This window comes from Streptomyces sp. NPDC006602, from assembly GCF_042870385.1.
In the GTDB taxonomy this organism is placed as follows: Bacteria; Actinomycetota; Actinomycetes; order Streptomycetales; family Streptomycetaceae; genus Streptomyces.
Map to the genome: position 1 here is coordinate 636,972 of NZ_JBIAHG010000003.1, position 24,942 is coordinate 661,913.

The following is a 24,942-nucleotide window of genomic DNA, read 5'->3' on the forward strand; positions in this document are numbered from 1 at the left end:
GGTACGGCCCAGGCGCACGGCACTCGGTGCTGGACACAGTCCAGGGGCCGCTCCCCGATGGTTCATCCCATCCCAGCGCGCCAGTCACGGCCCGCCGGTCAGCCTACCGGGCACGCCGCATCCCCCAGGTCCCGCGTCCACCATCCGAGCGAGGATAGGAAGGAGGCCACTGCCACCTCAGGGAGATCCCGTGAACGCTACGGAGAGGCTCGTCGCCGCGGCCGAAGCCCGCAGTGCGCACACCTACCACCCGCTGCCGGTGGTGATCGCCACCGCGGACGGGGCCTGGATGACGGACGTGGAGGGGCGTCGTTTTCTGGACCTGCTGGCCGGTTACTCGGCGCTCAACTTCGGGCACTGCAACCGGCGGCTCGTCGAGGCGGCGAAGGCGCAGTTGGAGCGGGTGACGCTGACGTCGCGGGCGTTTCACCACGACCGGTTCGCCGCGTTCTGCGAGGAACTCGCCGAGCTGTGCGGCATGGAGATGGTGCTGCCGATGAACACCGGCTCCGAGGCGGTGGAGACGGCGGTGAAGACAGCCCGGAAGTGGGGGTACCGGGTCAAGGGCGTGCCGGCGGAGATGGCGAAGATCGTTGTCGCGGGCAACAACTTCCACGGGCGTACGACGACGGTCATCAGCTTCTCCACGGACGCCGAGGCGCGGGCGGACTTCGGGCCGTACACGCCAGGCTTCGAGATCGTGCCGTACGGGGATCTGACGGCGATGCGCTCGGCGGTGACCGAGAACACGGTGGCGGTGCTGCTCGAACCGATCCAGGGCGAGGCGGGGGTGCTGGTGCCGCCGGCCGGTTACCTGCCGGGGGTGCGGGAGCTGACGCGGGAGCGGGACGTGCTGTTCGTGGTGGACGAGATCCAGTCGGGGCTGGGGCGGACGGGACGGACGTTCGCGTGCGAGCACGAGGGGGTGGTGCCGGACGTGTATCTGCTGGGGAAGGCGCTCGGCGGCGGGATCGTGCCGGTGTCGGCGGTGGTGTCGAGCGCGGCGGTACTCGGGGTGTTCAGGCCCGGGGAACACGGCTCGACGTTCGGCGGGAATCCGCTGGCCTGTGCCGTGGCGCTGGAGGTGATCGCGATGCTGCGGACCGGCGAGTACCAGGCGCGGGCGGCGGAGCTCGGTGAGCGTCTGCACAGGGAGTTGGGAGCGCTGGCCGGGACGGGGCGGGTGACCGGGGTGCGCGGGCGTGGGCTGTGGGCGGGCGTCGACATCGAGCCGTCGTACGGCACGGGACGGGAGGTCTCCGAGAGGCTGATGGACCGGGGTGTGCTGGTGAAGGACACACACGGGGCGACGATCCGGATCGCGCCGCCCCTCGTCATCGGGAAGGAGGACCTGGACTGGGGACTTGCCCAGCTGCGTGCCGTGCTGGGGCTGTAGGGATCTCGGGGCTGCAGGGATCCGCGGGACTGTAGCGGGTCCTCAGAGGATCACGTGCGGCAGGAAGCGGGCGTACTCGTCGGTGACGAGGCCGGAGGACTCACGGATGCCGAGACCCGCGGACTCGTTCGCCACGACCCAGGCGCCGAGGACGACACGGTTGCCGTCGAAGTCGGGCAGGGGAGTCAACTCCTGATAGCAGCAGGCTTCTTCGCGGACGACCGGGTCGGCACCGGGCTCGTGGACCGTCACTCCCGCGCCCTCCCGGCCCAGCAGGGGCTTGGCCACGTAACCAGTCGTCGTCGCCAGTTCACGAGGGCCGTCCAGGTGGGCGGGAAGGAGGTTCGGGTGGCCTGGGAACAGCTCCCAGAGGATCGCCAGCAACGCCTTGTTGCTCAGCAACATCTTCCAGGCCGGTTCGATCCACAGAGTGCTGCCGGTGCCGCCGCCGTTGTCGAGGGTGTCGAGGACGTGGCCGGCGAAGCGGTCGGTGGAGAGCCACTCCCAGGGATAGAGCTTGAAGCAGCTGCGGATGAAGCGGAGTTGGTTGTCGACGAAGCGGCCGGAAAGTGGGTCCCAGCCGATCTCCTCCATGGAGATCCAGTCGGTGTCGAGGCCGGCCTGTTCCGCGGTCTCCTTGAGATAGGCGACCGTCATCAGATCCTCGCCGAGCTCGTCGGCCGAGGAGTGCGCGAAGTAGAGGGGGCTGCCGGGCGGCAGGAGGGCGGCCTGCTTGTTCCAGGCGGCGACGAGGCGTTCGTGGAGGGAGTTCCACTGGTCGGCGCCCGGGAAGCGTTCCTCCATCCAGAACCACTGCGGGGAGGCGGCCTCGACGAGGGAGGTGGGGGTGTCGGCGTTGTACTCCAGGAGTTTTGCCGGGCTCGTGCCGTCGTAGCGGAGGTCGAAGCGGCCGTAGAGGGAGGGGAGTTCGGCGCGGCGGCGCCAGGCCTCGGCGACCGACTCGGCCACGCGGGGGTCGGTGATGCCGAGGTCGGCGAAGCGGTTGGTGGCGACGATGTGCTCAGCTGCCGTGAGGCACATGCGGTGAAGTTCCTCGACGACGTCCTCCAGTGCCTCGACCTCGGGGAGGGGGAAGGAGTAGTAGGCGCTCTCGTCCCAGTAGGGGCGCAGGGAGTCGTCGGGGTAGCGGGTGAGCGGGTAGATGAGCCCCTGTTCCTCGACGGTCTGCTGCCAGCCGGGGCGGGGCTCGATGGTGTGGCGTTTCATGAGTGGTTTCCTGAAAGCGGGGTTCCGGAGGAGTTGGTCGGTTCAGCCGCCGGAGCTGCCCTTGCCGACGCCTCCGCTGTCGCCGCTGCCGAAGCCGCCCCGGTCGACACCGCCGCTGCTGCCGCTGGTGCTCGAACTGCCCGACCCCTTACCGGACTTGGTGAAGGAGCCACCCTTGACCCAGCCGCTCTTCTTCTTGCCGCCGTAGTAGTAGGCGCCGTCGACGGTGGTGACGGACTTGCAGTTCTTGTCGCCGACGATCTGGTAGCCCTTGGTGACGTTGTAGCTGTCGCGGTCGACGCAGCGCTTGTCCGGGTCGGAGGAGCAGGCCGTCAGGGCCGCGGCGAGCAGGCCCACGCCGCCGAGTGCGACCGTTCCCGAGCGGAGTTGCCGACGCGCGTCTGCCATGTTCGTTTCTCCCCGTTGGTCGGGCCGGTGGCCCGGTGTGCGTTGTCCGGCGGACAGCCTAGAGATCGGTAAGAGCGGGCGATCAGGCGGCCCACCCGTCATGACCTCCCCTACAGTCGCTTTGTGCTCTTTGGAATGGTGTGCGCCCTCGGTGCCGCTGGCTGCTTCGGTACGGCGACGGTGTTGCAGGCGATGGCGGCGCGGGCGGCGGACACCGGCGGGGGCGGGGAGGCGGCGCTGCTGCTGCGGGCGGTCCGCCAGTGGCGGTATCTGGCCGGGCTGGCGCTGGACGGGCTGGGGTTCCTCTTGCAGGTCGCCGCGCTGAGGTCGACTCCGATCTACGCGGTCGGCGCGGCGCTGGCGTCGAGTCTCGCGGTGACGGCGGTGGTCGCCGCGCGGCTGCTGCGCGTGCCGCTGAGCGGGCGAGAGTGGGGCGCGGTGGGGGTGGTGTGTGCCGGGCTCGCGCTGCTCGGGGTGGCGTCGGGCACGGAAGGCGACCGGGGCGGATCGTCGGCGTTGGAGTACGCGACGCTCGCCACCGCCGTGGCCGTGCTGCTGCTCGGGCTGGGGGCCGGGCGGCTGCCGGAGCGGGGGCGGGCGGCGGTGCTCGGGCTGGGCGCCGGGCTGGGATTCGGGGTGGTGGAGGTGGCGGTACGGCTGGTCGACTCGCTCGCGCCCTCGGAGCTGCTCGCGAGTCCGGCGACGTACGCCCTGCTGCTGGGCGGTGGGGCCGCGTTCCTTTCGCTGACCTCGGCGGTGCAGCGCGGCTCGGTGACCACGGCCACCGCGGCGATGGTGATCGGGGAGACGATCGGGCCGGCGGCGGTGGGTGTGGTGTGGCTGGGGGATCGTACGCGAGAGGGGCTGGCGTGGGTGGCCGCGCTGGGGTTCCTCGTGGCTGTGGTGGGGGCGTTGGCGCTCGCGCGGTTCGGTGAGGCACCCCGCCGGACCCCGCCACGGCCCGCCTCTCCGGAGCGGCCCGCTCCCCTGGCCGACCCGGGGGTTTACCCGGGCCCTTCCCGGAGGCCAGGACCCTGACGGCTCCCTGGGTTCAGCTGTACGGCCGCAGAGCCGGCCGGAACAACAAGGCGGTACATCATGGGACCGAACGACGCACAGATCATACGGGTGTTCGGCCGCGAGCCGAAGGGGACGATCGCGGACTTCACGCTGGAGAGAAGACCGACGGCGGTGAGACGAGGTCCGCCGCGGCGAGCCCGGCCAGGCGCAGCCGTACGGCGGTGTCGTCGGTGAGGATCCGGCGCAGCCCGCCGGGCATCCGCCGGTCGTCGACGTCGCGAGGGCGAGCAGGCACAGGACTGGGTCGGCGCGCAGTCGGCGCAGGGCGAAGGTGAGGGCGCGCAGCGCGACACGCCTAGGGCAACACCCCGCACAACGCCCCCAACGCTCCCGCCCACGCGTGGTCCGGCGGCGTCCCGTATCCCACCACCAGCGCGTCCAGTTGCTCCGCGGCGGCCGACTGGTGGCGGAAGAAGGAAAGGCCGTGGACGGCGAGGCCCTGCCAGCCGGCGGCCTGGATGACCGACTGTTCGGTGCCCGGGGGGAGGGTGAGGACGGCGTGGAGGCCTGCGGCGATCCCGGTCACGTGGATGTCGGGGGCCTGGGTGGCGACGGCGTCGACGAGGGCGTCCCGGCGGCGGCGGTAGCGGAGGCGGGCGGCGCGTACGTGGCGGTCGTAGGCGCCGGACGTGAGGAACTCGGCCAGGGTGAGCTGGTCGAGGACGCCGCAGGTGTCGATGCCGCCCTTCGCCGAGGCCACCGCGTCGGCCAGGTCCGGCGGCAGCACCATCCACGCCAGGCGCAGGCCCGGGGCCAAGGACTTGCTCGCCGTGCCCAGGTAGACCACGTGGTCCGGGTCCAGGCCCTGGAGTGCGCCTACCGGCTGGCGGTCGTAGCGGAACTCGCCGTCGTAGTCGTCCTCCAGGACCAGTCCGCCGGTGCGCCGCGCCCAGTCCAGGACGACCGCCCGCCGGTCCCGGTGCAGGGGTACGCCCATGGGGAACTGGTGGGCGGGGGTGAGCAGTACCGCTCCCTCGTCGGTCAGGTGCGAAGGGTCGGTGCCCAGTCCGTCGAAGGGGAGCGGTGCCGTGCGCAGGCCCGCCGCCTTCAACTGGTCCTCGTGGACCTTCAGGCCGTACGACTCGACCGCGGCCGTCCGTACGCCGCGCGCCCGCAGGACCGCGCCCAGCACCTTCAGGCCGTGGACGAAGCCGGCGACCACGAGGATCCGGTCGGGGTCCGTGCGGACGCCCCGGGACCGCGCGAGGTAGCCGGCGAGGGCGGTGCGCAGTTCTACCCGGCCGCGGGGGTCGCCGTAGCCGAGGGCGTCGTTCGGGGCGGCGGTGAAGGCCCGGCGGGCGGCCTTGAGCCACTCCGTACGGGGGAAGGCGGCGAGGTCGGGGGTGCCGGGGCGGAGGTCGTACGCCGGGCGGTGGCGCTCTCGGCGGGGAGGGGCCGCGCCGGCCGGAGGGGTGATCTCGCGCTCCGCCACCCTGGTCCCGGAACCCTGGCGGGCGGTCAGCCAGCCCTCGGCGACCAGGTCGGCGTAGGCGTCGGCGACCGTGTTGCGGGCGACGCCGAGGTCGGCGGCGAGGGTGCGCGAGGAGGGCAGGCGCGTCCCCGGTGCGAGGCGGCCGGTGCGTACGGCCTCGCGCAGGGCGTCGGTCAGGCCCCGGCGCAGTCCCGGACCGGTCGGCTCCACATGCAGGTCGATGCCCAGGGTGGCCCAAGGTTTCGGCATGGAAATGGACCATACCCCTGGGCTGCCCGACTTCTAGGGTCGAGGACATGACGACCAACGACGACACCACGAGGACCGACACCGCGAGGACCGAGGCGTACGCACCCGAACCGCCGGCCAGGCTGCCATGGGCCCAGCTCGCCCCCGAGGTCTACAAGGCGATGATCCGCCTCGACTCGGCAGCCAAGCAGGGCCTCGACCACAAGCTGTACGAGCTGGTGAAGATCCGCGCCTCTCAGATCAACCACTGCGCCTTCTGCATCGACATGCACACCAAGGACGCGCTCGCGGCGGGCGAGAGTGTCGAGCGGATCATCCAGCTCAGCGCCTGGGAGGAGTCGCGGCACTTCTACACCGAGAAGGAACTCGCCGCGCTGGAGCTCACGGAAGCCGTGACCGTCCTGACGGACGGTTTCGTGCCCGACGAGGTGTACGCGAACGCCGCCAAGCACCTCGACGAGGCCGAGTTGGCGCAGTTGGTCTCCGCCATCGCGGTGATCAACGCGTGGAACCGGTTCGGGGTGACCTTCCGTATGGCCCCGGGGCACTACGAGCCGGGGCAGTACAAGTGAGCCGCACGACACTTCTGAACCGCGAGGTCCGGACATGAACAAGGCCCAGACGTTCCGCGCGCTGCACCAAGGCCGAATCCCCGCCGATCCCCTCGTCCTCCCCGGCCCCTGGGACGCCGCCAGCGCCCGCGTCTTCGCCGAGGCCGGCTTCCCGGCGCTCGCCACGCCCAGCGCGGGGGTCGCCGCCTCGCTCGGGTACGAGGACGGGTCGACCCCGGCGGACGAGATGTTCGCGGCGGTCGCGCGGATCGTACGGGCCGTGGACGTGCCGGTGTCCGCCGACATCGAGGGCGGGTACGGGCTCGCGCCGACAGAGCTGGTGGAACGACTGCTGGAGACGGGCGCCGTGGGCTGCAACCTCGAGGACTCCGCCGCCGGCGTCCTCAAGGACCCGCGCGAGCACGCCGACCGGCTCGCCGAGGTGCGGTACGCCGCCGGGGACGCGCTCTTCGTCAACGCCCGCGTCGACACCTTCATCACAGGCGTCGCCGATCCCGAACAGGCCATCCACCGGGCCGCGTTGTACGTCGCCGCGGGCGCCGACTGCGTCTATCCGATCGGCGCCCCGACGACCGTACTGCCGCTGCTGCGGTCCGGGATCCAGGGGCCGATCAACGTGTTCGCGATGGTGGGAGCGGGCCCCTCGCCCACCGAACTCGGTGAACTGGGGGCCACTCGCATCACGTTCGGGCCGGGGCTGCAACGCCGGGCCACCGCCGCCCTGCGGGAGATCACCGCAGAGGTGAAGTGAGCATCAGGACAGCCACGCCTTCCATGTGGACTCGTGGCTGTCCACCCACTTCTTCGCCGCCTCCTCGGGCGACATCTTCTGGTCGGCGATCATCAGGGAGACCTCGTTCTGGTCCTCGGTGGTCCACTTGAACTTCTTCAGGAGGGCCGCCGCTTCGCCACCGGACCGGGCGAAGTCCGTGTTGAGGTACTTCTGCAGCGGGGTGTGCGGGTAGGCGCAGGCCACCTTCTCCGGGTCCGCGTCGCAGCCCTCCTTGTACGCCGGCAGCTTCACCTCGGTCATCGGGACCTTCTTGAAGAGCCACTGCGGCTCGTACCAGTAGGTGAGGAAGGGCTTCTTCTCCTTGGCGAACTGCCTCATCTGCGTGATCTGGGCGGCCTCGGAGCCGGCGAAGACGACCTGGTAGTCGAGCTTCAGGTTGTTCACCAGCGCCTTGTCGTTGGTGACGTAGGAGGGCGAGCCGTCCATGAGCTGGCCCTTGCCGCCGCTCTCCGCCGTGCGCATCTGCGAGGCGTACTTGTTGAGGTTCTTCCAGTTCGTGACGTCCGGGTGCTGCTTGGCGAAGTACGTCGGCACGTACCAGCCGATGTGCCCGGTCACGCCGAGGTCGCCGCCCCGCGTGATCGTCTTCTTGTCCTGGACGTAGCGCTGTTCCTGGTCGGGGTGGCCCCAGTCCTCCAGGATGGCGTCGACGCGACCCTGGCTGAGCGCGTCCCAGGCGGGCACCTCGTCGACCTGGACGGTGTCGACGCGGTAGCCGAGCTTGTGCTCGAGCAGGTACTGCGCGACGGCCACGTTGGCCTGCGCACCCACCCAGGACTGGACGGAGAGGGTCACGGTCTTCGCGCCCTGGGCGCCCGCGAAGGGCGAGGCCTGCTTGGTCATGTCGGCGGCGCCGCAGCCCGTCAGGAGGAGCAGCGAGGACGCACCGGCCACTACGGCAGTCGTACGAAGTCGCATGTCACGCTCCCTTCTTCGTGCGGCGTTCGGTCGGCTGGGTCACCCGGTCGAGCATCAGGCCGAGGCAGACGATCGCCGCGCCGGCGACCAGACCGGTCGCGAGGTCGCCCTGGGCGAGGCCGAAGACGACGTCGTAGCCGAGGGCGCCGCCGCCGACCAGGCCGCCGATGATGACGACGGCGAGGACCAGGACCACGCCCTGGTTGACGGCGAGCAGCAACGCGGGCCGGGCGAGCGGGAGTTGTACCTGCCTGATCTGCTGGCCGCTGGACGCGCCGAGCGAGCGGGCCGATTCCAGGGCTGCCTGGTCGACCTGGCGCAGGCCCTGGGTGGTGATGCGGACGACGGCGGGCAGCGCGTAGACGACCGCGGCGGCCACGGCGGGTGCGCGGCCGACGCCGAACAGGGCGACGACCGGGATCAGGTACACGAACTGCGGCATCGTCTGGAAGACGTCCAGGACGGGCCGCAGCATCCGCTCGAAGCGGTCGCTGCGGGCGGCCGCGATACCGGTCGCGAAGCCCAGGACGAGGGTCACGGCGACCGCCGCGAGCACCTGCGAGAGCGTGTCCAGCGACGGCTTCCACACGCCGAGCACGCCGATCGCGGCCATGGCGAGGACCGCGGTGAGCGCGGTCTGCCAGGTGCCGATCAGCCAGGCGAGCGCGGCGACGATGAGCAGCACCGACCACCAGGGCAGCCCCTGCAGACCGTCCCGCACCGGGTCGAGGACCCAGGTGGTGAAGTGGCCGGCCCAGTCGGCGGTGCCGCCGATGACCGGCACACCGGAGTAGAGGTGGTCCGTCATCCAGTCGACGGCCCGGTTGACCGGTTCGGCGATGTTCAGCGTCCAGCCGTCGGGCCAGTCCAGACGGCCCACGAGACGTCCGGCCACCGCGACGGCCACGGCGGCGACGAGCGCGTACGCCCATCCCGCGCGCCCCGATCCCTCGGTGCCGTCTCCCGCCGCGCCGGTGATCCGGTCCAGTACGACGGCCAGGAGCACGATCGGGATGCCGGCGGCCAGCGCCGCGCCCACGTCGACCGACGCCAGCGCCTGGTACACCCGGTCACCGAGACCGCCCGCGCCGATCACCGACGCGATGACCGCCATGGACAGCGCCATCATGATCGTCTGGTTGAGGCCGAGGAGGAGTTCCTTGCGTGCCAACGGGATACGCGCGGTCAGCAGGCGCTGCCGGGCGGTCGACCCCAGCGAATGGACCGCCTCCAGCACCTCCTTGTCGGCGCCGCGCAGGCCGAGCGAGGTGAGACGGGCCATGGGCGGGGCCGCGTACACGACCGTCGCGAGGACGGCCGCGGGCACGCCGATGCCGAAGATCAGGACCACCGGGAGCAGGTAGGCGAAGGCGGGCAGGACCTGCATGGTGTCCAGGATCGGACGCAGGATCCGGTCCATGCGGTCCGACAGCCCGGCGGCGAGCCCCAGCAGGGCGCCCACGACGACCGACGCGAGGACGGCCACGACCATCAGCGCGAGGGTCTGCATGGTCGGGATCCACATGCCGAGCAGACCGCAGGCCAGGAACGCGGCGGCGGTGCCGAGAGCCAGCTTCACCCCGGCGACGCGCCAGGCGACAAGCCCGGCGAAGGCGGTCACCCCGGCCCACCCGGCGGCGAGAAGCACCAGGTACACGGCCCGTACGGAGAGGACGACCGCGTTGCTGACGTAGCCGAAGAAGTAGAGGAACAGCGGGTGGCTGTCGCGGTTGTCGATGATCCAGTCGCTGGTCCTCGTCAGCGGATCGGTGAGGTCGACGGTGAGCGCGCCCGGCCAACTGCCGCTGGCCCAGCGGGCGTTCGCCAGGGGCACGAGAATCGCCGCGGCGACGGCGAGCAGCAGCAGCTTGTGGACGGCTCGGTGCCTGAGGATGCCGGGCAGGGCGATCCGGGGGGCGGGTGCGGTGACCGATGCCATCAGACCGCCTCCTCGCGGAGCTCCGTTCCGGCTACGACGTCCAGGAGCCGTTCGTGATCGACGACCCCCAGACACCGGCCGTCCTCCACGACACACGCGGGCTTGTGGCTGCGGGCCACGACCTTGATCGCCTCGGCGACCACCGCGTCGGCGGCGATCGCGCCCGGGTGCTCCGGGCCCTCGCAGTCCCCGGCGCGCATGGCGGTGCGGACCGTCATGACCTGCTCGCGCGGGACGTCACGGACGAACTCGCGGACGTAGTCGTCGGCGGGCGAGCCCACGATCTCCTCCGGCGTACCCAGCTGCACCACACGGCCGTCGCGCATCAGCGCGATCCGGTCGCCGAGCTTCAGGGCCTCGCTGAGGTCGTGGGTGATGAAGACCATCGTGCGGCCCTCCTCGCGGTGCAGCCGGACGACCTCCTCCTGCATGTCGCGCCGGATCAGCGGGTCGAGCGCGCTGAACGGTTCGTCGAAGAGCAGGACTTCGGGGTCGACGGCGAGTGCGCGGGCCAGACCGACGCGCTGCTGCTGACCGCCGGACAGCTGGCCGGGCCTGCGCTGCTCCATGCCCTCCAGACCGACTTTCTCGACGACCTTCTTGGCCCGCTCGCGGCGCTCGGCCTTGCCCATGCCCTGGATCTCCAGTCCGTACGCCACGTTGTCGAGCACCGTGCGGTGCGGGAGCAGGCCGAAGTGCTGGAAGACCATCGCGGCGCGGTGCCGGCGCAGCTCGCGCAGCCGGGACTTGTCCATCGCGCGAACGTCCTCGCCGTCGATGGCGATGGCGCCGGCGGTCGGTTCGATCAGCCGGGTCAGACAGCGCACCAGCGTGGACTTGCCGGAGCCGGACAGGCCCATGACGACGAATACCTCACCTTTGCGCACGTCGAAGGAGACGTCCTGGACGGCGGCGGTGCAGCCGGTGCGGGCGCGCAGTTCGGCGGGCGGCAGGGCGGCCAGCTCGGGGTCCGTGGGGATGCTGTCGGCCTTGGAGCCGAAGACCTTCCACAGGCCCTCGACGGAGAACACGGGAGCCGTGGTCGCAGGCGCAGTCGTGGTCGTGGTCATCAGGCACTACCTCCAATGAGGTCGACGGCCCTTTCCCCGACCATCAGCACCCCGATCATCGGGTTCACAGCGGACATGGTCGGAAAGACGGACGCGTCGGCGATGCGGATGCCGTCCAGTCCGCGGATCCTCAACTGGGGGTCGACGACGGCCATTCGGTCGTCCGCGGCTCCCATACGGCAGGTCCCCGCCGGGTGGTACACGGTGTGCGCGACCTTGCGGGCGTACTCGCTCAGTTCCTCGTCGCCCGTGACCTGCGGCCCGGGGGCCACCTCGCGCTTGAGCCAGCCGGCGAGCGGCTCGGCCTTGGCGATCTCACGGGCGATCTTGATGCCGTCGACGAGGGTACGGCCGTCGTAGTCGTCCTCGTCGGTGAAGTAGCGGAAGTCGAGGGCTGGTTTGACCGACGGGTCGGCGCTGGTCAGGAACAGTCGGCCGCGGCTCTTCGGCTTGGGGATGTTCGGGGTCATCGAGACGCCGTGGGACGGGCGTTCGTAGCCCAGGCGCTCCGGATTGTCCGTGAACGGGATCTGGTAGAAGTGGAACATCAGGTCGGGGCCCGCGTGTTGGGGATCGCGGCGCACGAAGAGGCCCGCGTCGGAGTCCATCGCGGAGTTCTCCGGGATCGGGCCGTCGGTCTCCCAGACGATCACCGACTCGGGGTGGTCGAGCAGGTTCTCGCCGACGCCGGGCAGGTCGTGCACGACGGGGATGCCGAGCGCCTCCAGGTCGGCCTTCGGACCGATGCCGGAGTGCAGCAGCAGACGGGGCGAGTCGACCGCGCCCGCGCACAGCAGCACCTCGCCCCGCGCCCGTACGAGGATCTCCTCGCCGTCCTTCGTGCGGACGTGCACGCCCTCGGCGCGGGTGCCGTTCAACTCCAGCTTGTACGCCCAGGTCTCCAGCATGATCGTCAGGTTGGCGCGCTCGTCCATCACCGGGTGCAGGTAGGCCACCGAGGCGCTCGACCGCTTGTTGCTCTCCGGGTGGTAGGCGAGATCGAAGAAGCCGACGCCGTCGTCGAACGGCTTCTTGTTGAAGCCCTCGATGCGGGGGACGCCGAGTGCCTTCTGAGCCGCGTCGACGAAGTCGCGGGCGATGGCGTTCCGGTCCTTCTCGTCGACCGGGACGATGTTGTTCTTCAGCCGCGCGAAGTACGCCTCCATCGGCACCGCGCCCCAGCCCTTGGCGCCGGCCGCCTCCCACTCGTCCCAGTCGGACGGCAGCGGCTTGAAGGCGATCAGGGTGTTGTGGGACGAGCATCCGCCCAGGACGCGGGCGCGGCTGTGCCGGATGTGGGAGTTGCCCCGCGGCTGCTCGACGGTCGGGTAGTCGTAGTCGAGCTCACCACCGAGCAGGCCCATCCAGCGGCGCAGGGTCAGGACGTCGTCTCTGCCGACGTCGCTGGGGCCGCCCTCGATGACGGCGACGGTGACGTCGGGGTTCTCGGTGAGGCGAGAGGCGATGACGGATCCTGCGGTGCCGCCGCCGATCAGGACGTAGTCGTATAGCTGACTGTTCTCGGACATGGGGGGGGTACTCCAGGGCTTGCGAGGGAGCGAGGAGAGCAGGGGGCGAGGGGGAGCGGGGGGGAGAGCGAGAGCAGGCGACTCAGCCTGCGAACCAGCGGACGGGCTTCGGCGCGAGGTTCTGGTAGACGTGCTTGGTCTCGCGGTACTCGGCGAGCCCGGCGGGGCCGAGTTCGCGACCCGTCCCGCTCTTGCCGAAGCCGCCCCACTCCGCCTGGGGGAGGTAGGGGTGGAAGTCGTTGATCCAGACCGTGCCGTGGCGCAACCGGCCCGCGACCCTGCGGGCCCGGCCGGCGTCGGCGGTCCAGACGCCGCCCGCGAGGCCGTACTCGGTGTCGTTGGCGAGGGCGACCGCCTCGTCCTCGGTGCGGAAGGTCTCGACGGTGAGCACGGGTCCGAAGACCTCCTCCCGTACGACCTTCATCTCGCGGTGGCAGTGGTCGAGGACGGTCGGCTCGTAGAAGTAGCCGGTGGCGGGACGCGTGTCGCTCGGTTCCGGCCGCCTGCCGCCGGAGCGCAGCACCGCGCCCTCGGCGAGCGCGGAGTCGACGTACGACTCCACCTTGGCGCGCTGCTGCTCGGAGACGAGCGGGCCGCACTCGACGCCGTCCTCGGTACCGCGGCCGAGGCGGATACGGTCCGCCCTGCGGGCGAGTTCGGCGACGAAACGGTCCCGGACGCTCTCCTCGACGATGAGGCGGGCGCCCGCAGAGCAGACCTGGCCGCTGTGGATGAAGGCCGCGTTGAGGGCCTGGTCGACGGCGGTGTCGAAGGCCTCCTCGGTGGCGCAGGCGTCGGCGAAGACGACGTTGGGGTTCTTGCCGCCGAGTTCGAGGGCGACCTTCTTGACGCTCGGGGCGGCGGCCTGGGCCACCTTCGTGCCGCTGGCCAGGCCGCCGGTGAAGGAGACGAGGTCGACGTCGGGGTGCTCGGCGAGCCGGGCGCCGACCGAGTGGCCGGGGCCGGTGACGATGCCCGCGACGCCGGCCGGGAGCCCCGCCTCTGCCAGCAGGTCGATCAGGGCGATCGTCGTCAGCGGGGTGATCTCGCTCGGCTTGACCACGAAGGTGTTGCCGGCCGCGAGCGCCGGGGCGATCTTCCAACTCGCCTGGAGGAGCGGGTAGTTCCAAGGCGTGATCAGTGCGCACACGCCGAGGGGCTCGTGCACGACCACGCTCTGGATGTCGGGCGAGCCCGCGTCGACGACCCGGCCCGGGGCCTCGGCGGCGACGAGGTCGGCGAAGTAGCGGAAGGCGTCCGCGACACAGTCGATGTCGACGCGGCCCTCCTCCACGGTCTTGCCCGCGTCCCGGCTCTCCAGCAGGCCGAGCTCCTCGCGGTCGCGTACGAGGAGATCGGCGACGCGGCGCAGCAGTGCGGCGCGTTCGGCGACGGGGGTGCGCGGCCAGGCGCCGTGGTCGAAGGCCTGCCGGGCGGCCGCGACCGCCAGGTCGGTGTCCTTCTCGTCACCCTCCGCGACCAGGGCGAACGGCAGGGCGTCCGCGGGGTCGATGATCTCGCGCGTGGCGCCGGAGACGGCTTCGAGCCACTCCCCGTCCACGTGGATGGTCTTCCGCGCCTGGAGTTCTGGTGTGTCCGCCATGATCGGGTTTGCCTTCCGTTCCTGTTCAGTGCCCCTGTGTCACACACGCGTCACTCACCGGGACCGTTAGCGCATGCCCCCGACCCTCGATTGCATGCGCAATCCATGGCCGAAAGTGCGCTGCGTCACTGAACATGGGGACGAACAAGGCAAAACGCACGCTGCGGGCCATCAAAAGCTGCAGGACGATCCGCAGAGCGTGTGAGTCAGTCGATGTCGAACGAGCTCGAGGCCGGCGCGCACTGGCCGAGCGGCGGGCAGAACCACTCCAACGCCGTGGTGAGCACCTCCAGTTCGTCGTCACGGCCGTCCGCGTCGGGGCCGTAGGCGGCGATGGCGTAGATGTCGCCGTCCGAGGCCACGAAACGCTCGTCGTAGACGTGCCAGGTACCGACGTCCGGCTCGCCCTTGATGCTGTCGGCGAGGTACTCCAGGCGTGACCCGGTGAACTCGCCGCCGTCCAGGTTCTCCAGGGAAAGCTGCTCGAAGCCGTCCGGCTTGGCGGTCTGGTCCGACAGGTACAGCTCGAACGACGCGTCCGGCGACTCCTCGGACACCTGGTAGATCTGCAAGCGGTGTTCGCCGTCGCCGCTGCGGTAGTTGACCACGGCCATGCCGTACTGGGAGTCCGCCGTCGTACGCGACCACCCCTCGGGTATCGCGATCCGGAAGCCCTCGGTGTCGTCCTGTTCCTCGTAGCCGGCGGGGAGTTCGAGGGCCGAGACGGTGGGCGAGGCCGACTCCTCGGTGGGCGACGCGCTCGGGTCGCTCTGCTGTGAGACCTCGCCCGCGGAGGTCGGCGACCCGCTCGCGGCGACCGTCGGCCCGTCCTCGTCGTCCCCGGAGCCGACCACCAACGTCAGCACCAGACTCACGGCGACACCGACGGCGGCGGCCCCGACCAGTACGGACCACACGAGCCGACGACTCATGCCCCGGCCCGGGCCCGCGGCGGCCGGGACGGTCTGATCGGCGGGCGGCCAGGCATCACTGGGCCACTGGATGGCCGGCCATACGCCCGGCAGGTCCGAAGCCGGGGCCTGGGCCGGGACCGGAACCGGGGCCTGGGCCTGGCCCGGCGCCTGGGCCGGGGACGGGGCCGGATCCTGAGGCGCCGGATCCGCAGCCGGGCCGCCCGCCACGGCCGCCGTGCCCATGGCCGGGCCGCCTGTGACATCCGGTGCCGGCACCCCCGTCGGCCACACCGGCGCGTCCCCCGGTCGGGCCGGTGGTGGCGGTGTGGCCGGGGCCGGGAGGTTGGGCCTCGTGCCGTCGTCGTCCTGCCAGCGCTGGGTTTCCTCGTTCCAGTACCGCGCTCCCCCGCTGCCGCTCATGCCGCCCCTCTCACAGCCCCAGCAGACCGGCGACGGCCCCGGCGGACGCGATGAGACCGACCAGGGCCTGCGAGTCGGCGAGCAGTTGCCGCAGGCGGTCGAGGCGGGACGGGCCCGCCTGTCCGGTGCGGGTGATCTCGTCCTCGGTGTCGGCGAGTGCCTCGTCCAGCGTGGCCGTCTCCTCGGTGGCCCGGACCCTGGTCAGGTCCGCGCGAAGCTCGCGCACCGCCTTCAGGAGTTCCTCGGCGGCCCGGTCGCGCTGTACGGCCGTGCCGTGGTGGCTCTCGGCGTGCGCGTGGCTGCCGATGGCGAAGGTGCTGTGCGAGACGTCGCCGATGCTGACGTTCGGTTCATCCGTTGCCATCGTTACGGGGTCCCTTCTGCGGCGCGGCGGCGCCGGTCGTGGTCGATGAGGACGACGCGGAGGCGTGGCTGCCGACCGCGAAGGTGCTGCCCTCGATCCGGCCGATGTTCACGCCGCCGTTGCTGATGTTCACGATCTTCTGGACGAACTCGCCGGTCTCATAACCGGATTCGGCGAGCGCGGCCCGTACCCCGTTCGCGACCCGGTCCTGCACGCTCTTGAGGTACCGCAGGACGTCCATCTCCTGGAACAGGGACCCGACGGTCACCGACCCCAGCTCCCGCACCGACACGGCCGGCCCCTCGGGCAGCGCGCCCGCGTGCCCGCCGGTGAGCAGCCGCCAGACGTACGCCACTCCCTTGCCCAGCGTGGCCAGGGAGCCGACCGCGGATCCGGGCACCCGGACCACCGCCCAGGCCGCCTTGCCCAGCGCGCTGTTGTGGCGGAAGCGGTGGGCGGTGCGGTCGGCGTTCTTGAAGTCCTCGCGGACCGGCGTCAGCACATGCGGCGCGACCTCCAGCATGAGCATGCGGCCCTGGGTGTGGATGCGCACGAAGACTGTGACGACCAGCTCCTCCTCCCAGCCGCCGACCCGGATCCGCAGGAAGTGCCGGCGCTTCTCCGCGCCCTCCTCGACCGCACGTGCCCGGTGCTCCTCGAAGGCCTGCAAGGTGTACGGCGCCTCCTCGCGCCGCCGCAGCCCCTCGGCGGGCAGGAACACGCACTCGTCGATCTCCAGTCGGCGCAGCCGGTCGCGCCCCAGGTTCCCGGCGTACTCGGCGGGCAGGCGCAGCTGTTCGAGCAGGGGACGGATCTTCTCCAGGACCGTGCGGTTGCCGAGCGGCTCCTGCTTCTTCATCTCGTCCGGGCGCAGCTCGACGGCGAGGACCCAGGTCTCGTAGGCCGCGCCGGCCCCGCAGAACGGCCGTGCCTCGTTGTACATGATCAGCGGGGCGTGCTGTTCCAGCCGGACACGGTCCTTCAGCCGCTGGAACCGCTGCCCCTCGGCCCGTTCGGCTGGGTCGCCGGCGGCGTCCGGGAAGCGCTGCGGGGAGAGTTCGGCGGCCATCACCCGGGCGAACTGGCCACGCTGCGCGGCGAGGCAGAGCGCGATCAGGGCGAACATGACGAGCGTGGCCCAGGCCCGCCAGGGCTCGATGAGGCTGCCGAGGTCGCCGAGGTCGGGCACCAGCGCGTCGGACAACCCCGGCGAGTCCGAGAAGCCGTCGCCGTACAGGCCGGAGGAGCCGTACGAGTCGTAGGACGAGCCGTACCCGTCGCTGTCGTCCGAGCCGCCGAACGCCGCGACCGTCACCAGGACCAGCAGGAGCGCGAACATGATGCGGCCCCACCAGCGGAGCAGGAATGCGGGGACCCTGCGGTACAGCGGCGGCTGCTCCCCGCGTCCCCTGACCCATCCGGCGACCGCGAGGTACAGGCTGGGCCACAGGAAGAGACCCAGCACACCCCCGGTCAGGGCCGTGCCGACGACCCACAGCCCGAGGATCGCCCCGGCCCAGGCGAGCTCCAGGCGCCGGGCCCGCAGCGCGTGCGCGAGGACGCGGGCCGCGTCGTAACCGAGCGAGGGGGCCACGATCCGCTGCTCGTTGAGGTGCAGCTCCTCGATGACGCGGTCGCGATAACCGGAGTCGAGATAGGTGCCCGCGCACAGCAGCCGGGTCGCCTCGCTGGCGTGCGGCGCGATGGGCGGCGGTTCGGCCGGCGGTGTGCCGGCGGATGTCTGATGTGGTTGCTGAGGCACGTATGCGGTGCTCACTCCACTCCCCCGATGCGTGGATGAACTCTTGAAGTCCTTGTCTCATGCTGTTGTTGACAAACCATCAGCATAGAGGGACGGGTGGGACCGACGGAACCGGAATGTCACAGCGGGTATCCCATCCCTCACTCCCGCACACTACGGGCCGCCACTGACAATCGGCCCCGACCGTGGACCCATGGGGATTCTTTGACTAAGGTCAAAGAAATATGGAGCCAGTGTCGATGGAACAGGTGACGGCCCTCCGCCGCTTCAACCGCTACTTCACGCGTCGCATCGGCGTCCTGGACGACCACTACCTCGGCCAGGACCGCCCGCTCGGCGAGGCCCGGCTGCTGTTCGAGATCCACGAGTTCCAGATACACATGAACGCGTCCGGCGCCGCCCTGCGGGAGCTCAGGACGCGGCTCGGTCTCGACGCCGGGTATCTGAGCCGGATGGCGAAGGCCCTGGAGGCGCAGGGCCTGGTCCGCACGAGCGTGGACCCTGACGACAACCGGCTGCGCAGGGTGGAACTGACCCCCGCCGGACGCGCCGAGGTCAAGGAGCAGAACCGTCGGGCGGGCGCCCTCGCCGCCGGTTTGCTCGAAGGCCTGGCCCCGGGCCAGCGCACCGAGCTGACCGGCGCGCTGGCCACCGCGCAGCGCCTGCTCCGGCTGGCAGCCATCACCGTCGTCCTCGTGCCCGGCGCCTCCCCCGACGCCCGCACCTGCCTGGAGGCGTACGCCGCCGACATCGACGCCCGGTTCCCGGAGGGCTTCGACGCGTCCGCTCTCGTACGGCCCGAGGAGGTGTCCGGCGACGCCGGCGCCTTCTTCGTCGCGTACGAGGAGAGCCGCCCGATGGGCTGCGGGGCGTTGCGCCGGCTGGAGCCCCGGGTCGGCGAGATCCGGCACGTGTGGGTGCACCCGGACGCCCGCCGCCTCGGCCTCGCCCGACGGCTGCTCGCCGCGCTGGAGGGCGAGGCCGCCGCCCGCGGCTTCGACGCCGTACGACTGGACACGCACGCGACGCTCACCGAGGCGCAGGCGATGTACCGGGCGGGCGGATACCGGGAGATCCCTCGCTACGACGACAACGTGTACGCCGCCCACTGGTTCGAGAAGCGCCTCGCCTGAGGGATCACCAGGGTCAGTCGGAAAGGGCCACGGGCCCCGCTCCGGTCGGTACCGGAACAGAGCCCGTGGGGGTCGTGACAGAGGACGGAGGAGTCGAGCCGAAACTCAGATCAGGCCGAGGCCGCGAACCGCGTCGCGCTCCTCCGCCAGCTCCTGCACCGAGGCGTCGATCCGGGTGCGGGAGAACTCGTTGATGTCCAGGCCCTGGACGATCTCGTACTTGCCGTCCTTGGTGGTCACCGGGAAGGAGGAGATCAGGCCCTCCGGGACGCCGTAGGAGCCGTCCGACGGGATACCCATGGAGGTCCAGTTGCCCTCGGCGGTGCCGTTGACCCAGGTGTACACGTGGTCGATGGCGGCGTTGGCGGCGGAGGCGGCCGACGACGCGCCACGGGCCTCGATGATCGCGGCGCCGCGCTTGGCGACGGTCGGGATGAAGTCCTCGGCGAGCCACTTCTCGTCGCTGACGACCTCGGCGGCGTTCTTGCCGGCGACCGTGGCGTGGAAGATGTCGGGGTACTGGGTGGCGGAGTGGTTGCCCCAGATGGTCAGGCGCTTGATGTCCGCGACCGTCGAACCCGTCTTCTTCGCGAGCTGGGTCAGCGCGCGGTTGTGGTCCAGGCGGGTCATCGCGGTGAAGCGCTCGGCGGGTACGTCCGGGGCGGCAGCCTGGGCGATCAGCGCGTTGGTGTTGGCCGGGTTGCCGACGACGAGGACCTTGATGTCGTCCGCGGCGTTGTCGTTGATGGCCTTGCCCTGCGGCTTGAAGATGCCGCCGTTGGCCTCCAGGAGGTCACCGCGCTCCATGCCCTTGGTGCGCGGGCGGGCGCCCACGAGGAGGGCGACGTTGGCGCCGTCGAAGGCGACGTTCGGGTCGTCCGTGATGTCGATGCCCTGCAGGAGGGGGAAGGCGCAGTCGTCGAGCTCCATGGCGGTGCCCTCGGCGGCCTTGAGCGCCGGGGTGATCTCCAGGAGGCGAAGCCTGACCGGCACGTCCGCGCCGAGCAGCTGGCCGGAGGCGATGCGGAAGAGCAGGGCGTAACCGATCTGGCCGGCCGCGCCGGTGACGGTGACGTTCACGGGAGTGCGGGTCATGGCGTTCTCCGTATGACAGCTGGCGGTGGGGCGTCCCTGCCCCGGACGTTTGATCGATCTCTCGGCGTCAAGAGATCCAGCGGTCAGGCTATCGCGCATCCGGGATCACGGATGCGCGGGTCCGTGTGGCCCAGCCCACAGAGTCCCCGCCCCAAGGGCGTGCGCACACAAAGAGGCGGCCGCCCGTCCGGGAGAGGGGGGACGAAGGCGGCCGCCGATTTGGGGGTACCGATTTCCGGACTCCCGTGGGGGTAACGTTCGCGTGCCCCCGATTCAGGCGGGCATGCGCGTCCGACCGGATTCTTTTCCCGTTACTTCGTGCACCCCTCCTGACCCGCGGACAGTGTCACGCAGGCCTCCGCCTCTCCCGCGTCCTTCACCGCCACCATCGGCGTGTACGCGATCGTGTCCCCGGCCACCGTGATGCTCCCGGTCTGCTCGGCCTTCCCCACGGTCACCCGCACCTCGTCGCCCTGCGCGGCCCGCGTGATGCGCCCCCAGGCCGCGCCGCAGGTCTCGCTGTAGCGGACCTCGACGACGGTCGTGCCGACGGTCGCGGTCTTGGCGGTGGTCACGAGGTCACCGCTGCACCCCATGCTCTCCGCGTCCTTGCCGGTGCAGGAGTCACCGCTGCACTTCACCCCGGCCGGCAGGTCGGGGTTCGTGCTGGCCGACGGCGAGGGCGAGTCGACGGCGCCCTCGTTCTTGCCGCCGTCCCCCGTGTCGGTGAGGAAGTACGCGGCCACGACCACCACGAGCACGCCGAAGACGCCCGCGAGGAACATCGTCAGCCGCCGCTTGCCGCCCGCCCCGCCGGAGGACCCACCGCCTGGACGGGGACCCTGCGGGGGTTCGCCGTACGGGCTCGACGGCGCCGGAGTCCGAACGGGACCGTCGGCCGATGCCGATGCCGATGCCGATGCCGATGCCGATGCCGATGCCGGGGCTCCGGCGCCCTCGCCGGCACCCCGCCCACCGGCCGGTGCCGGCCGCTGATACCCGGCCAGCCCCCACGAGTTGCCGCCCGAGGAAGCACTCGAGGAGCCACCGGACGAACCGCCCGCAGAACCACCCGAGGACCCACCCGAAGGAAGCACATCCCGTACGTCGCCGACCGAGTCCTGCGCCTCCGGTGCCGTCGGCTGCGGCGGCACCGACGGGACCACACCGGCCGGTCCGGCGATGCCGGGCGTGGCGGTGGCACTACTGCTCCTACGGGCCGTCCTGCTGCCCTGGGCGGCCGCCGGCGGCGCGCCGAACTCGCCCAGCGCGGCACGCGCCTGGGAGATCCTTATGGCCTCCATGGTCATGTCGTGGCGCATCTCCGAGCGGCTCCAGGCGCGCTCGGCGAGCTCCCACATCGTCGTCAGATGGATGGGATTGGTGCCGGTGACCTCGGCCAGGGCGACGATCGCGCCCTTGGGCGCGAGCAGCCGGCCGTTGAGATAACGCTCCCAGGACGTCTTGCTGTAGCCCGTGCGGTCCGCCACCGCGGCGATACTCAGACCGCTGCGGTCCACGAGCCGCCGCAGTTGGCTTGCGAACTCTCTGACCTGCGGATCGAGCTCGTCGGGCAAGGCCCTCCAACGAGGCATTGCTACCCCCCTCTTCCCCCGGGTTGTGCTGGTTGTTCCCCGCTTGTCCCCATGCGTGGTGCCCTCTGCCGAGTCCCCGTTGTGGCTACCCACAGGGATGCGCCCAGTCAGGATCTCAGTTCCCGGGGTGGGGGCGCACGGGTGCATCGTGGCCGCGGGCATGCACCGTTGCACGCCCACCGGTCGGAGGTCCAGTACGCCGACGGCAGAAGGGGACACGCTAGCGCCGATGTCGAACGACTTCGTGTCAAATCCGCGAACGTCTCAATACATCGACACGAGTGTCACACACCGGAAATACCGCCTGTCACGCAAGTGTTCGGCTCACCCAAACGCAACCGTCCCGACGACGCCGATCAGCAGGGTGACAAGGAGCAGCAGCACGGCCGACAGAAGCAGCCGCCCGCTCCGCCAGCGAGCGCCCTCCTCGGGGGGCGCGTCCCACCACGGCAGCGTGGGATCGTCCTCGTACTCGTGGCTCCCGTTGCCGCCCGCCTCGCTCCCGGCGGGTGGGGCCGGCACCGTCACCGGGCGGGGCCACGCCTGGACCGCCAGTTCCCAGCGCACGCCGAAGCGTTCGGCGTCCGTGCCGCCGAGGCCCGCGATCCGGCACAGGGCGGCGACGGCCTGCCGGGGCGGGGGCTGGGTGGCGTTGAGGTAGCGGTGCCAGGAGGACTTGCTGTAGGCGGTGCGGGCGCCGAGGGCGACCAGGCTGAGTCCGGTGCGGTCCTTCAGGAGCCGCAACTGTTCCACGAAGTGCCGCACCTCCGGCGGCAGATCGTCCGGCAACGGCTGCCAGCCGCCCATCGGCCACCTCCCCTTGGGACCCCGGTTCTGAGCAAGTGACGACGTCAGAGGGCTGATCGGTTCCCTGGGCGGGTGGGACTGTCGCAAGGCCCGGACACCGTGGCGGAACGGTCACCACCGTGCCACAGCGCACGGACAGCCATTGAACAGCCGGTTCGCCGTGCAGGAGTCTGGTGCTCGGCGGCGGCCCGTCCTTGCTCGGGGGAGGGGACGGGCCGCAGCCGTTCGGCACCGGTCAGCTGCTGACCGTGACGTGCAGCGTGTCCTTCAGGAACGGGATCACCAGCAGGGGTTTCGGCTGCACCATCAGCGCCAGCAGGACGATAGCGAGGCCGAGCACGCCGTAGGTGACGATGTCCGTGAAGCGGGAGCGCACCGCGAGCATGCCGACGTCCGGCAGCAGCCAGCGCAGCACACCTCCGGCCAGCAGCGCGACGCCGATCAGGAGCGTGCCCAACCGGAACAGGTCGAGGGCGGTCAGCAGCAGTCCGAGCCCGGCCATCGCCAGTACGGCGAGGACCGGCCACTGCCGGGCGGGCGCCGGGGCGTCGCTCGGTGCGGCCCGGCCGCCGCCCTCGGGGCGCGCGGTGTCCCGCGTGAACAGCGGGAAGCGACGGGTCGTCCGGCGCGGCTTCCCGTCGGCGTCGGGAGCGCTGATGGGGTCCCGCACCTCGATGTCGCCGGTGTCCCCGGCAGTCGCGATGGCGTCGGCGTTCTCGGCAGTCGCGACGGCGTCGGCGTCCTCGACCGTCTCGACGCCCTTGGCGCTCTCGACGTCCTCGGCCTTGCCGGGCATTCCCTCAGCCGACACTGCGCTCCGCCGCCTCGACCACGTTGACGAGCAGCTGGGCCCGGGTCATGGGGCCGACGCCGCCCGGGTTCGGGGAGATGAAGCCGGCCACCTCGGCGACGTCCGGGTGGACGTCGCCCACGATCTTGCCCTCGGCGCTGCGGGAGACGCCGACGTCCAGGACGGCGGCGCCCGGCTTCACGTCCTCGGCGCGGATCAGGTGGGCGGAACCGGCCGCGGCGACGATGATGTCCGCGCGCTTCAGGTGGGCCGACAGGTCACGCGTACCGGTGTGGCACTGGGTCACCGTCGCGTTCTCGCTGCGACGGGTCAGCAGCAGCGGCATCGACCGGCCGATGGTCACGCCACGGCCGACGACCACGACCTCGGCGCCCTTGATCTCGACGCCGTAGCGGCGCAGCAGGGTCAGCACGCCGTTCGGGGTGCAGGGCAGCGGGGCGGGCTCGTTCAGGACGAGGCGGCCGAGGTTCATCGGGTGGAGGCCGTCGGCGTCCTTGTCCGGGTCCATGAGCTCCAGGATCCGGTTCTCGTCGATGCCCTTGGGGAGCGGCAGCTGGACGATGTAGCCGGTGCAGGCCGGGTCCTCGTTCAGTTCGCGGACGAGTGCCTCGATCTCCTCCTGTGTCGCCGTGGCGGGCAGTTCGCGCTGGATCGAGGCGATGCCCACCTGGGCGCAGTCGCGGTGCTTGCCGGCGACGTACTTCTGGCTGCCGGGGTCTTCCCCGACGAGGATCGTGCCGAGGCCGGGCGTGACGCCCTTCTCCTTCAGCGCCGCCACGCGGGCGGTCAGATCGGACTTGATCGCGGCTGCGGTGGCCTTGCCATCGAGAATCTGGGCGGTCATGCCCCCATCCTCGCGGATGACCCGGTCCCGGTTCCAATCCGGGTGCCGCCGGGACATCACGGCGCCCGTCCGCCCGTATCCCTCCATGATCAGCGATGTTGCACTTGCACAACACATACGGAATGCGGGTGGACAACAACTCGCCTGCCTAGAACCATGTGTGGCGCAGTTCGCGGTTGATGTTCGGGGGGCAAACCGCTCATATCGTGACGTTCCTCCGCACAGTCCGCATTGTCCCCAGCTTGCGCAACGGAGGAATCCCGCCATGAGTTTCGGCTCGCCCAACAACCCCTACGGTCAGCCGCAGAACCCTCAGAATCCCCAGCAGCCGCAGCAGCCGCAGCAGCCGGGTTACGGCTACCCCCAGCAGGGCCAGCAGCAGCCGTACGGCTACCCGCAGCAGGCCCCGCAGGGCGTTCCCCCGCAGCAGGGCTACGGCTACCCGCAGGCGCCGCAGGCCCCGGCCGGTTACGGCTACCCGCAGCAGCCGGGTTACGGAATGCCGCCGTCGTACGCGAACTGGGGCCAGCGCTTCCTCGGCACCCTCGTGGACGGCCTCGTCTTCCTGATTCCGTACATCCTCGTCATCATCGACGTCAGCGCCCAGACCGGGTTCCTGTCGGTCATCGGCGCGCTCGGCGTCATCGGCCTGGCGATCTGGCAGCTGATCAAGGAAGGCCGCACCGGCCAGACGGTCGGCAAGAAGGCGCTCGGCATCCGTCTGGTGCGGGAGAGCGACGGACAGCCGCTCGGCGTCGGCATGGCCTTCGTCCGTCGGCTCGCGCACTTCCTGGACAGCCTGGCGTGCTACCTCGGCTGGCTGTGGCCGGCCTGGGACGCCAAGCGTCAGACGTTCGCCGACAAGGTCTGCTCGTCCATCGTGATCCGCTCGAACTGAGCACCGATTCACCACAACTGACGGCGGATCGCTACGGCGCCTTCTCGCCAACCTTTCCCGGGGGCCGTGTCACGTCGTGACAC

The 24,942-nt window shown here is 71.0% G+C and carries 23 protein-coding genes; 6 read left to right on the forward strand and 17 right to left on the reverse strand.

The genetic code is table 11. From position 1 onward, the window contains the following. Window positions 1-190 precede the first annotated feature (190 nt). Window positions 191-1,396, forward strand: coding sequence for an ornithine--oxo-acid transaminase (gene rocD / locus ACFYO2_RS11675; RefSeq protein WP_388347303.1), 1,206 nt, complete (start codon window positions 191-193; stop codon window positions 1,394-1,396). Window positions 1,397-1,438: 42 nt separating this feature from the next. Here rocD and ACFYO2_RS11680 read toward each other — a convergent pair whose 3' ends face one another. Both ACFYO2_RS11680 and ACFYO2_RS11685 read right to left on the reverse strand, forming a co-directional pair. Continuing rightward, the gene (locus tag ACFYO2_RS11680) at window positions 1,439-2,623 is read right to left on the reverse strand and encodes a glutathionylspermidine synthase family protein (protein ID WP_388347305.1); all 1,185 of its coding nucleotides are present in this window, start codon (window positions 2,621-2,623) and stop codon (window positions 1,439-1,441) included. Window positions 2,624-2,665: 42 nt separating this feature from the next. Beyond that, window positions 2,666-3,031 carry a hypothetical protein gene (locus ACFYO2_RS11685; protein WP_388347307.1) on the reverse strand — a complete coding sequence of 122 codons (366 nt, stop codon included), beginning with the start codon at window positions 3,029-3,031 and terminating at the stop codon, window positions 2,666-2,668. A gap of 135 nt (window positions 3,032-3,166) precedes the next feature. Here ACFYO2_RS11685 and ACFYO2_RS11690 point away from each other — a divergent pair, with 135 nt between their 5' ends. Next, window positions 3,167-4,069 (forward strand): hypothetical protein, encoded by a 903-nt coding sequence (locus ACFYO2_RS11690; RefSeq protein ID WP_388347602.1) that lies wholly within the window; start codon window positions 3,167-3,169, stop codon window positions 4,067-4,069. A gap of 127 nt (window positions 4,070-4,196) precedes the next feature. On the opposite strand, the gene ACFYO2_RS11695 is transcribed toward ACFYO2_RS11690, so the two are convergent. Both ACFYO2_RS11695 and ACFYO2_RS11700 read right to left on the reverse strand, forming a co-directional pair. Next, entirely contained in the window at window positions 4,197-4,346 is a 150-nt protein-coding gene (locus ACFYO2_RS11695; RefSeq protein WP_388347309.1) for a hypothetical protein, read from the reverse strand. 60 nt (window positions 4,347-4,406) lie between these two features. Beyond that, complete coding sequence (locus ACFYO2_RS11700) at window positions 4,407-5,792, reverse strand: PLP-dependent aminotransferase family protein (protein WP_388347311.1); 1,386 nt, start codon at window positions 5,790-5,792, stop codon at window positions 4,407-4,409. Between the two features lie 47 nt (window positions 5,793-5,839). Between ACFYO2_RS11700 and ACFYO2_RS11705 the strand changes: the two genes are divergently transcribed. Continuing rightward, window positions 5,840-6,364, forward strand: a complete 525-nt coding sequence (locus ACFYO2_RS11705) for a carboxymuconolactone decarboxylase family protein (RefSeq protein ID WP_388347313.1) — start codon at window positions 5,840-5,842, stop codon at window positions 6,362-6,364. 34 nt (window positions 6,365-6,398) lie between these two features. Continuing rightward, window positions 6,399-7,115, forward strand: coding sequence for an isocitrate lyase/phosphoenolpyruvate mutase family protein (locus ACFYO2_RS11710; protein WP_388347315.1), 717 nt, complete (start codon window positions 6,399-6,401; stop codon window positions 7,113-7,115). A 3-nt stretch (window positions 7,116-7,118) separates the two neighbouring features. Here the strand turns inward: ACFYO2_RS11710 and ACFYO2_RS11715 are convergent, their stop codons facing one another. The 8 genes from ACFYO2_RS11715 to ACFYO2_RS11750 form a co-directional block, all read right to left on the reverse strand. After that, window positions 7,119-8,075: an ABC transporter substrate-binding protein gene (locus ACFYO2_RS11715; protein WP_388347317.1), complete on the reverse strand. Its 957-nt coding sequence runs from the start codon at window positions 8,073-8,075 to the stop codon at window positions 7,119-7,121. A 1-nt stretch (window position 8,076) separates the two neighbouring features. Further along, window positions 8,077-10,014 (reverse strand): ABC transporter permease, encoded by a 1,938-nt coding sequence (locus tag ACFYO2_RS11720; protein ID WP_388347319.1) that lies wholly within the window; start codon window positions 10,012-10,014, stop codon window positions 8,077-8,079. After that, window positions 10,014-11,084: a glycine betaine/L-proline ABC transporter ATP-binding protein gene (locus ACFYO2_RS11725; protein ID WP_388347320.1), complete on the reverse strand. Its 1,071-nt coding sequence runs from the start codon at window positions 11,082-11,084 to the stop codon at window positions 10,014-10,016. Before ACFYO2_RS11725 ends, ACFYO2_RS11720 begins: the two co-directional genes overlap by 1 nt. Continuing rightward, window positions 11,084-12,613 (reverse strand): GMC family oxidoreductase, encoded by a 1,530-nt coding sequence (locus tag ACFYO2_RS11730; RefSeq protein WP_388347322.1) that lies wholly within the window; start codon window positions 12,611-12,613, stop codon window positions 11,084-11,086. Before ACFYO2_RS11730 ends, ACFYO2_RS11725 begins: the two co-directional genes overlap by 1 nt. 82 nt (window positions 12,614-12,695) lie before the next feature. Beyond that, entirely contained in the window at window positions 12,696-14,216 is a 1,521-nt protein-coding gene (locus tag ACFYO2_RS11735) for an aldehyde dehydrogenase family protein (RefSeq protein ID WP_388347324.1), read from the reverse strand. Between the two features lie 206 nt (window positions 14,217-14,422). After that, window positions 14,423-15,550 carry a hypothetical protein gene (locus ACFYO2_RS11740; protein WP_388347326.1) on the reverse strand — a complete coding sequence of 376 codons (1,128 nt, stop codon included), beginning with the start codon at window positions 15,548-15,550 and terminating at the stop codon, window positions 14,423-14,425. A gap of 10 nt (window positions 15,551-15,560) precedes the next feature. Further along, entirely contained in the window at window positions 15,561-15,914 is a 354-nt protein-coding gene (locus tag ACFYO2_RS11745) for a hypothetical protein (RefSeq protein ID WP_388347328.1), read from the reverse strand. Continuing rightward, window positions 15,901-17,691 (reverse strand): hypothetical protein, encoded by a 1,791-nt coding sequence (locus tag ACFYO2_RS11750; protein ID WP_388347330.1) that lies wholly within the window; start codon window positions 17,689-17,691, stop codon window positions 15,901-15,903. The genes ACFYO2_RS11745 and ACFYO2_RS11750 overlap by 14 nt, the downstream gene beginning before the upstream one ends. Before the next feature lie 224 nt (window positions 17,692-17,915). Here ACFYO2_RS11750 and ACFYO2_RS11755 point away from each other — a divergent pair, with 224 nt between their 5' ends. Then, window positions 17,916-18,809 carry a GNAT family N-acetyltransferase gene (locus ACFYO2_RS11755; RefSeq protein ID WP_388347332.1) on the forward strand — a complete coding sequence of 298 codons (894 nt, stop codon included), beginning with the start codon at window positions 17,916-17,918 and terminating at the stop codon, window positions 18,807-18,809. A 105-nt stretch (window positions 18,810-18,914) separates the two neighbouring features. Here the strand turns inward: ACFYO2_RS11755 and ACFYO2_RS11760 are convergent, their stop codons facing one another. The 5 genes from ACFYO2_RS11760 to ACFYO2_RS11780 form a co-directional block, all read right to left on the reverse strand. Then, on the reverse strand, window positions 18,915-19,904 hold the full coding sequence (locus ACFYO2_RS11760; RefSeq protein ID WP_388347334.1) for a malate dehydrogenase: 990 nt from the start codon (window positions 19,902-19,904) through the stop codon (window positions 18,915-18,917). A 311-nt stretch (window positions 19,905-20,215) separates the two neighbouring features. Next, entirely contained in the window at window positions 20,216-21,499 is a 1,284-nt protein-coding gene (locus ACFYO2_RS11765; RefSeq protein WP_388347336.1) for a DUF2690 domain-containing protein, read from the reverse strand. 324 nt (window positions 21,500-21,823) lie between these two features. After that, complete coding sequence (locus tag ACFYO2_RS11770) at window positions 21,824-22,306, reverse strand: helix-turn-helix domain-containing protein (protein WP_388347338.1); 483 nt, start codon at window positions 22,304-22,306, stop codon at window positions 21,824-21,826. 235 nt (window positions 22,307-22,541) lie between these two features. Continuing rightward, window positions 22,542-23,102, reverse strand: coding sequence for a DUF3017 domain-containing protein (locus tag ACFYO2_RS11775; protein ID WP_388347340.1), 561 nt, complete (start codon window positions 23,100-23,102; stop codon window positions 22,542-22,544). Window positions 23,103-23,106: 4 nt separating this feature from the next. After that, window positions 23,107-23,961: a bifunctional methylenetetrahydrofolate dehydrogenase/methenyltetrahydrofolate cyclohydrolase gene (locus ACFYO2_RS11780; protein ID WP_388347342.1), complete on the reverse strand. Its 855-nt coding sequence runs from the start codon at window positions 23,959-23,961 to the stop codon at window positions 23,107-23,109. A 265-nt stretch (window positions 23,962-24,226) separates the two neighbouring features. Here ACFYO2_RS11780 and ACFYO2_RS11785 point away from each other — a divergent pair, with 265 nt between their 5' ends. After that, complete coding sequence (locus ACFYO2_RS11785) at window positions 24,227-24,859, forward strand: RDD family protein (RefSeq protein WP_388347344.1); 633 nt, start codon at window positions 24,227-24,229, stop codon at window positions 24,857-24,859. The last annotated feature ends 83 nt before the right edge of the window (window positions 24,860-24,942 follow it).

Excerpts from the sequence above, each read along its gene's own strand:
- ACFYO2_RS11685 (WP_388347307.1), bottom strand. The coding sequence starts at position 3,031 with ATGGCAGACGCGCGTCGGCAACTCCGCTCGGGAACGGTCGCACTCGGC.
- ACFYO2_RS11770 (WP_388347338.1), bottom strand. The coding sequence starts at position 22,306 with ATGGGCGGCTGGCAGCCGTTGCCGGACGATCTGCCGCCGGAGGTGCGG.
- ACFYO2_RS11780 (WP_388347342.1), bottom strand. The coding sequence starts at position 23,961 with ATGACCGCCCAGATTCTCGATGGCAAGGCCACCGCAGCCGCGATCAAG.
- ACFYO2_RS11735 (WP_388347324.1), bottom strand. The coding sequence starts at position 14,216 with ATGGCGGACACACCAGAACTCCAGGCGCGGAAGACCATCCACGTGGAC.
- ACFYO2_RS11715 (WP_388347317.1), bottom strand. The coding sequence starts at position 8,075 with ATGCGACTTCGTACGACTGCCGTAGTGGCCGGTGCGTCCTCGCTGCTC.
- ACFYO2_RS11720 (WP_388347319.1), bottom strand. The coding sequence starts at position 10,014 with ATGGCATCGGTCACCGCACCCGCCCCCCGGATCGCCCTGCCCGGCATC.
- ACFYO2_RS11730 (WP_388347322.1), bottom strand. The coding sequence starts at position 12,613 with ATGTCCGAGAACAGTCAGCTATACGACTACGTCCTGATCGGCGGCGGC.
- ACFYO2_RS11710 (WP_388347315.1), top strand. The coding sequence starts at position 6,399 with ATGAACAAGGCCCAGACGTTCCGCGCGCTGCACCAAGGCCGAATCCCC.
- ACFYO2_RS11690 (WP_388347602.1), top strand. The coding sequence starts at position 3,167 with ATGGTGTGCGCCCTCGGTGCCGCTGGCTGCTTCGGTACGGCGACGGTG.
- ACFYO2_RS11755 (WP_388347332.1), top strand. The coding sequence starts at position 17,916 with ATGGAACAGGTGACGGCCCTCCGCCGCTTCAACCGCTACTTCACGCGT.
- ACFYO2_RS11760 (WP_388347334.1), bottom strand. The coding sequence starts at position 19,904 with ATGACCCGCACTCCCGTGAACGTCACCGTCACCGGCGCGGCCGGCCAG.
- ACFYO2_RS11765 (WP_388347336.1), bottom strand. The coding sequence starts at position 21,499 with ATGCCTCGTTGGAGGGCCTTGCCCGACGAGCTCGATCCGCAGGTCAGA.
- ACFYO2_RS11725 (WP_388347320.1), bottom strand. The coding sequence starts at position 11,084 with ATGACCACGACCACGACTGCGCCTGCGACCACGGCTCCCGTGTTCTCC.
- ACFYO2_RS11705 (WP_388347313.1), top strand. The coding sequence starts at position 5,840 with ATGACGACCAACGACGACACCACGAGGACCGACACCGCGAGGACCGAG.
- ACFYO2_RS11740 (WP_388347326.1), bottom strand. The coding sequence starts at position 15,550 with ATGAGCGGCAGCGGGGGAGCGCGGTACTGGAACGAGGAAACCCAGCGC.
- ACFYO2_RS11785 (WP_388347344.1), top strand. The coding sequence starts at position 24,227 with ATGAGTTTCGGCTCGCCCAACAACCCCTACGGTCAGCCGCAGAACCCT.
- ACFYO2_RS11745 (WP_388347328.1), bottom strand. The coding sequence starts at position 15,914 with ATGGCAACGGATGAACCGAACGTCAGCATCGGCGACGTCTCGCACAGC.
- ACFYO2_RS11700 (WP_388347311.1), bottom strand. The coding sequence starts at position 5,792 with ATGCCGAAACCTTGGGCCACCCTGGGCATCGACCTGCATGTGGAGCCG.
- ACFYO2_RS11775 (WP_388347340.1), bottom strand. The coding sequence starts at position 23,102 with ATGCCCGGCAAGGCCGAGGACGTCGAGAGCGCCAAGGGCGTCGAGACG.
- ACFYO2_RS11680 (WP_388347305.1), bottom strand. The coding sequence starts at position 2,623 with ATGAAACGCCACACCATCGAGCCCCGCCCCGGCTGGCAGCAGACCGTC.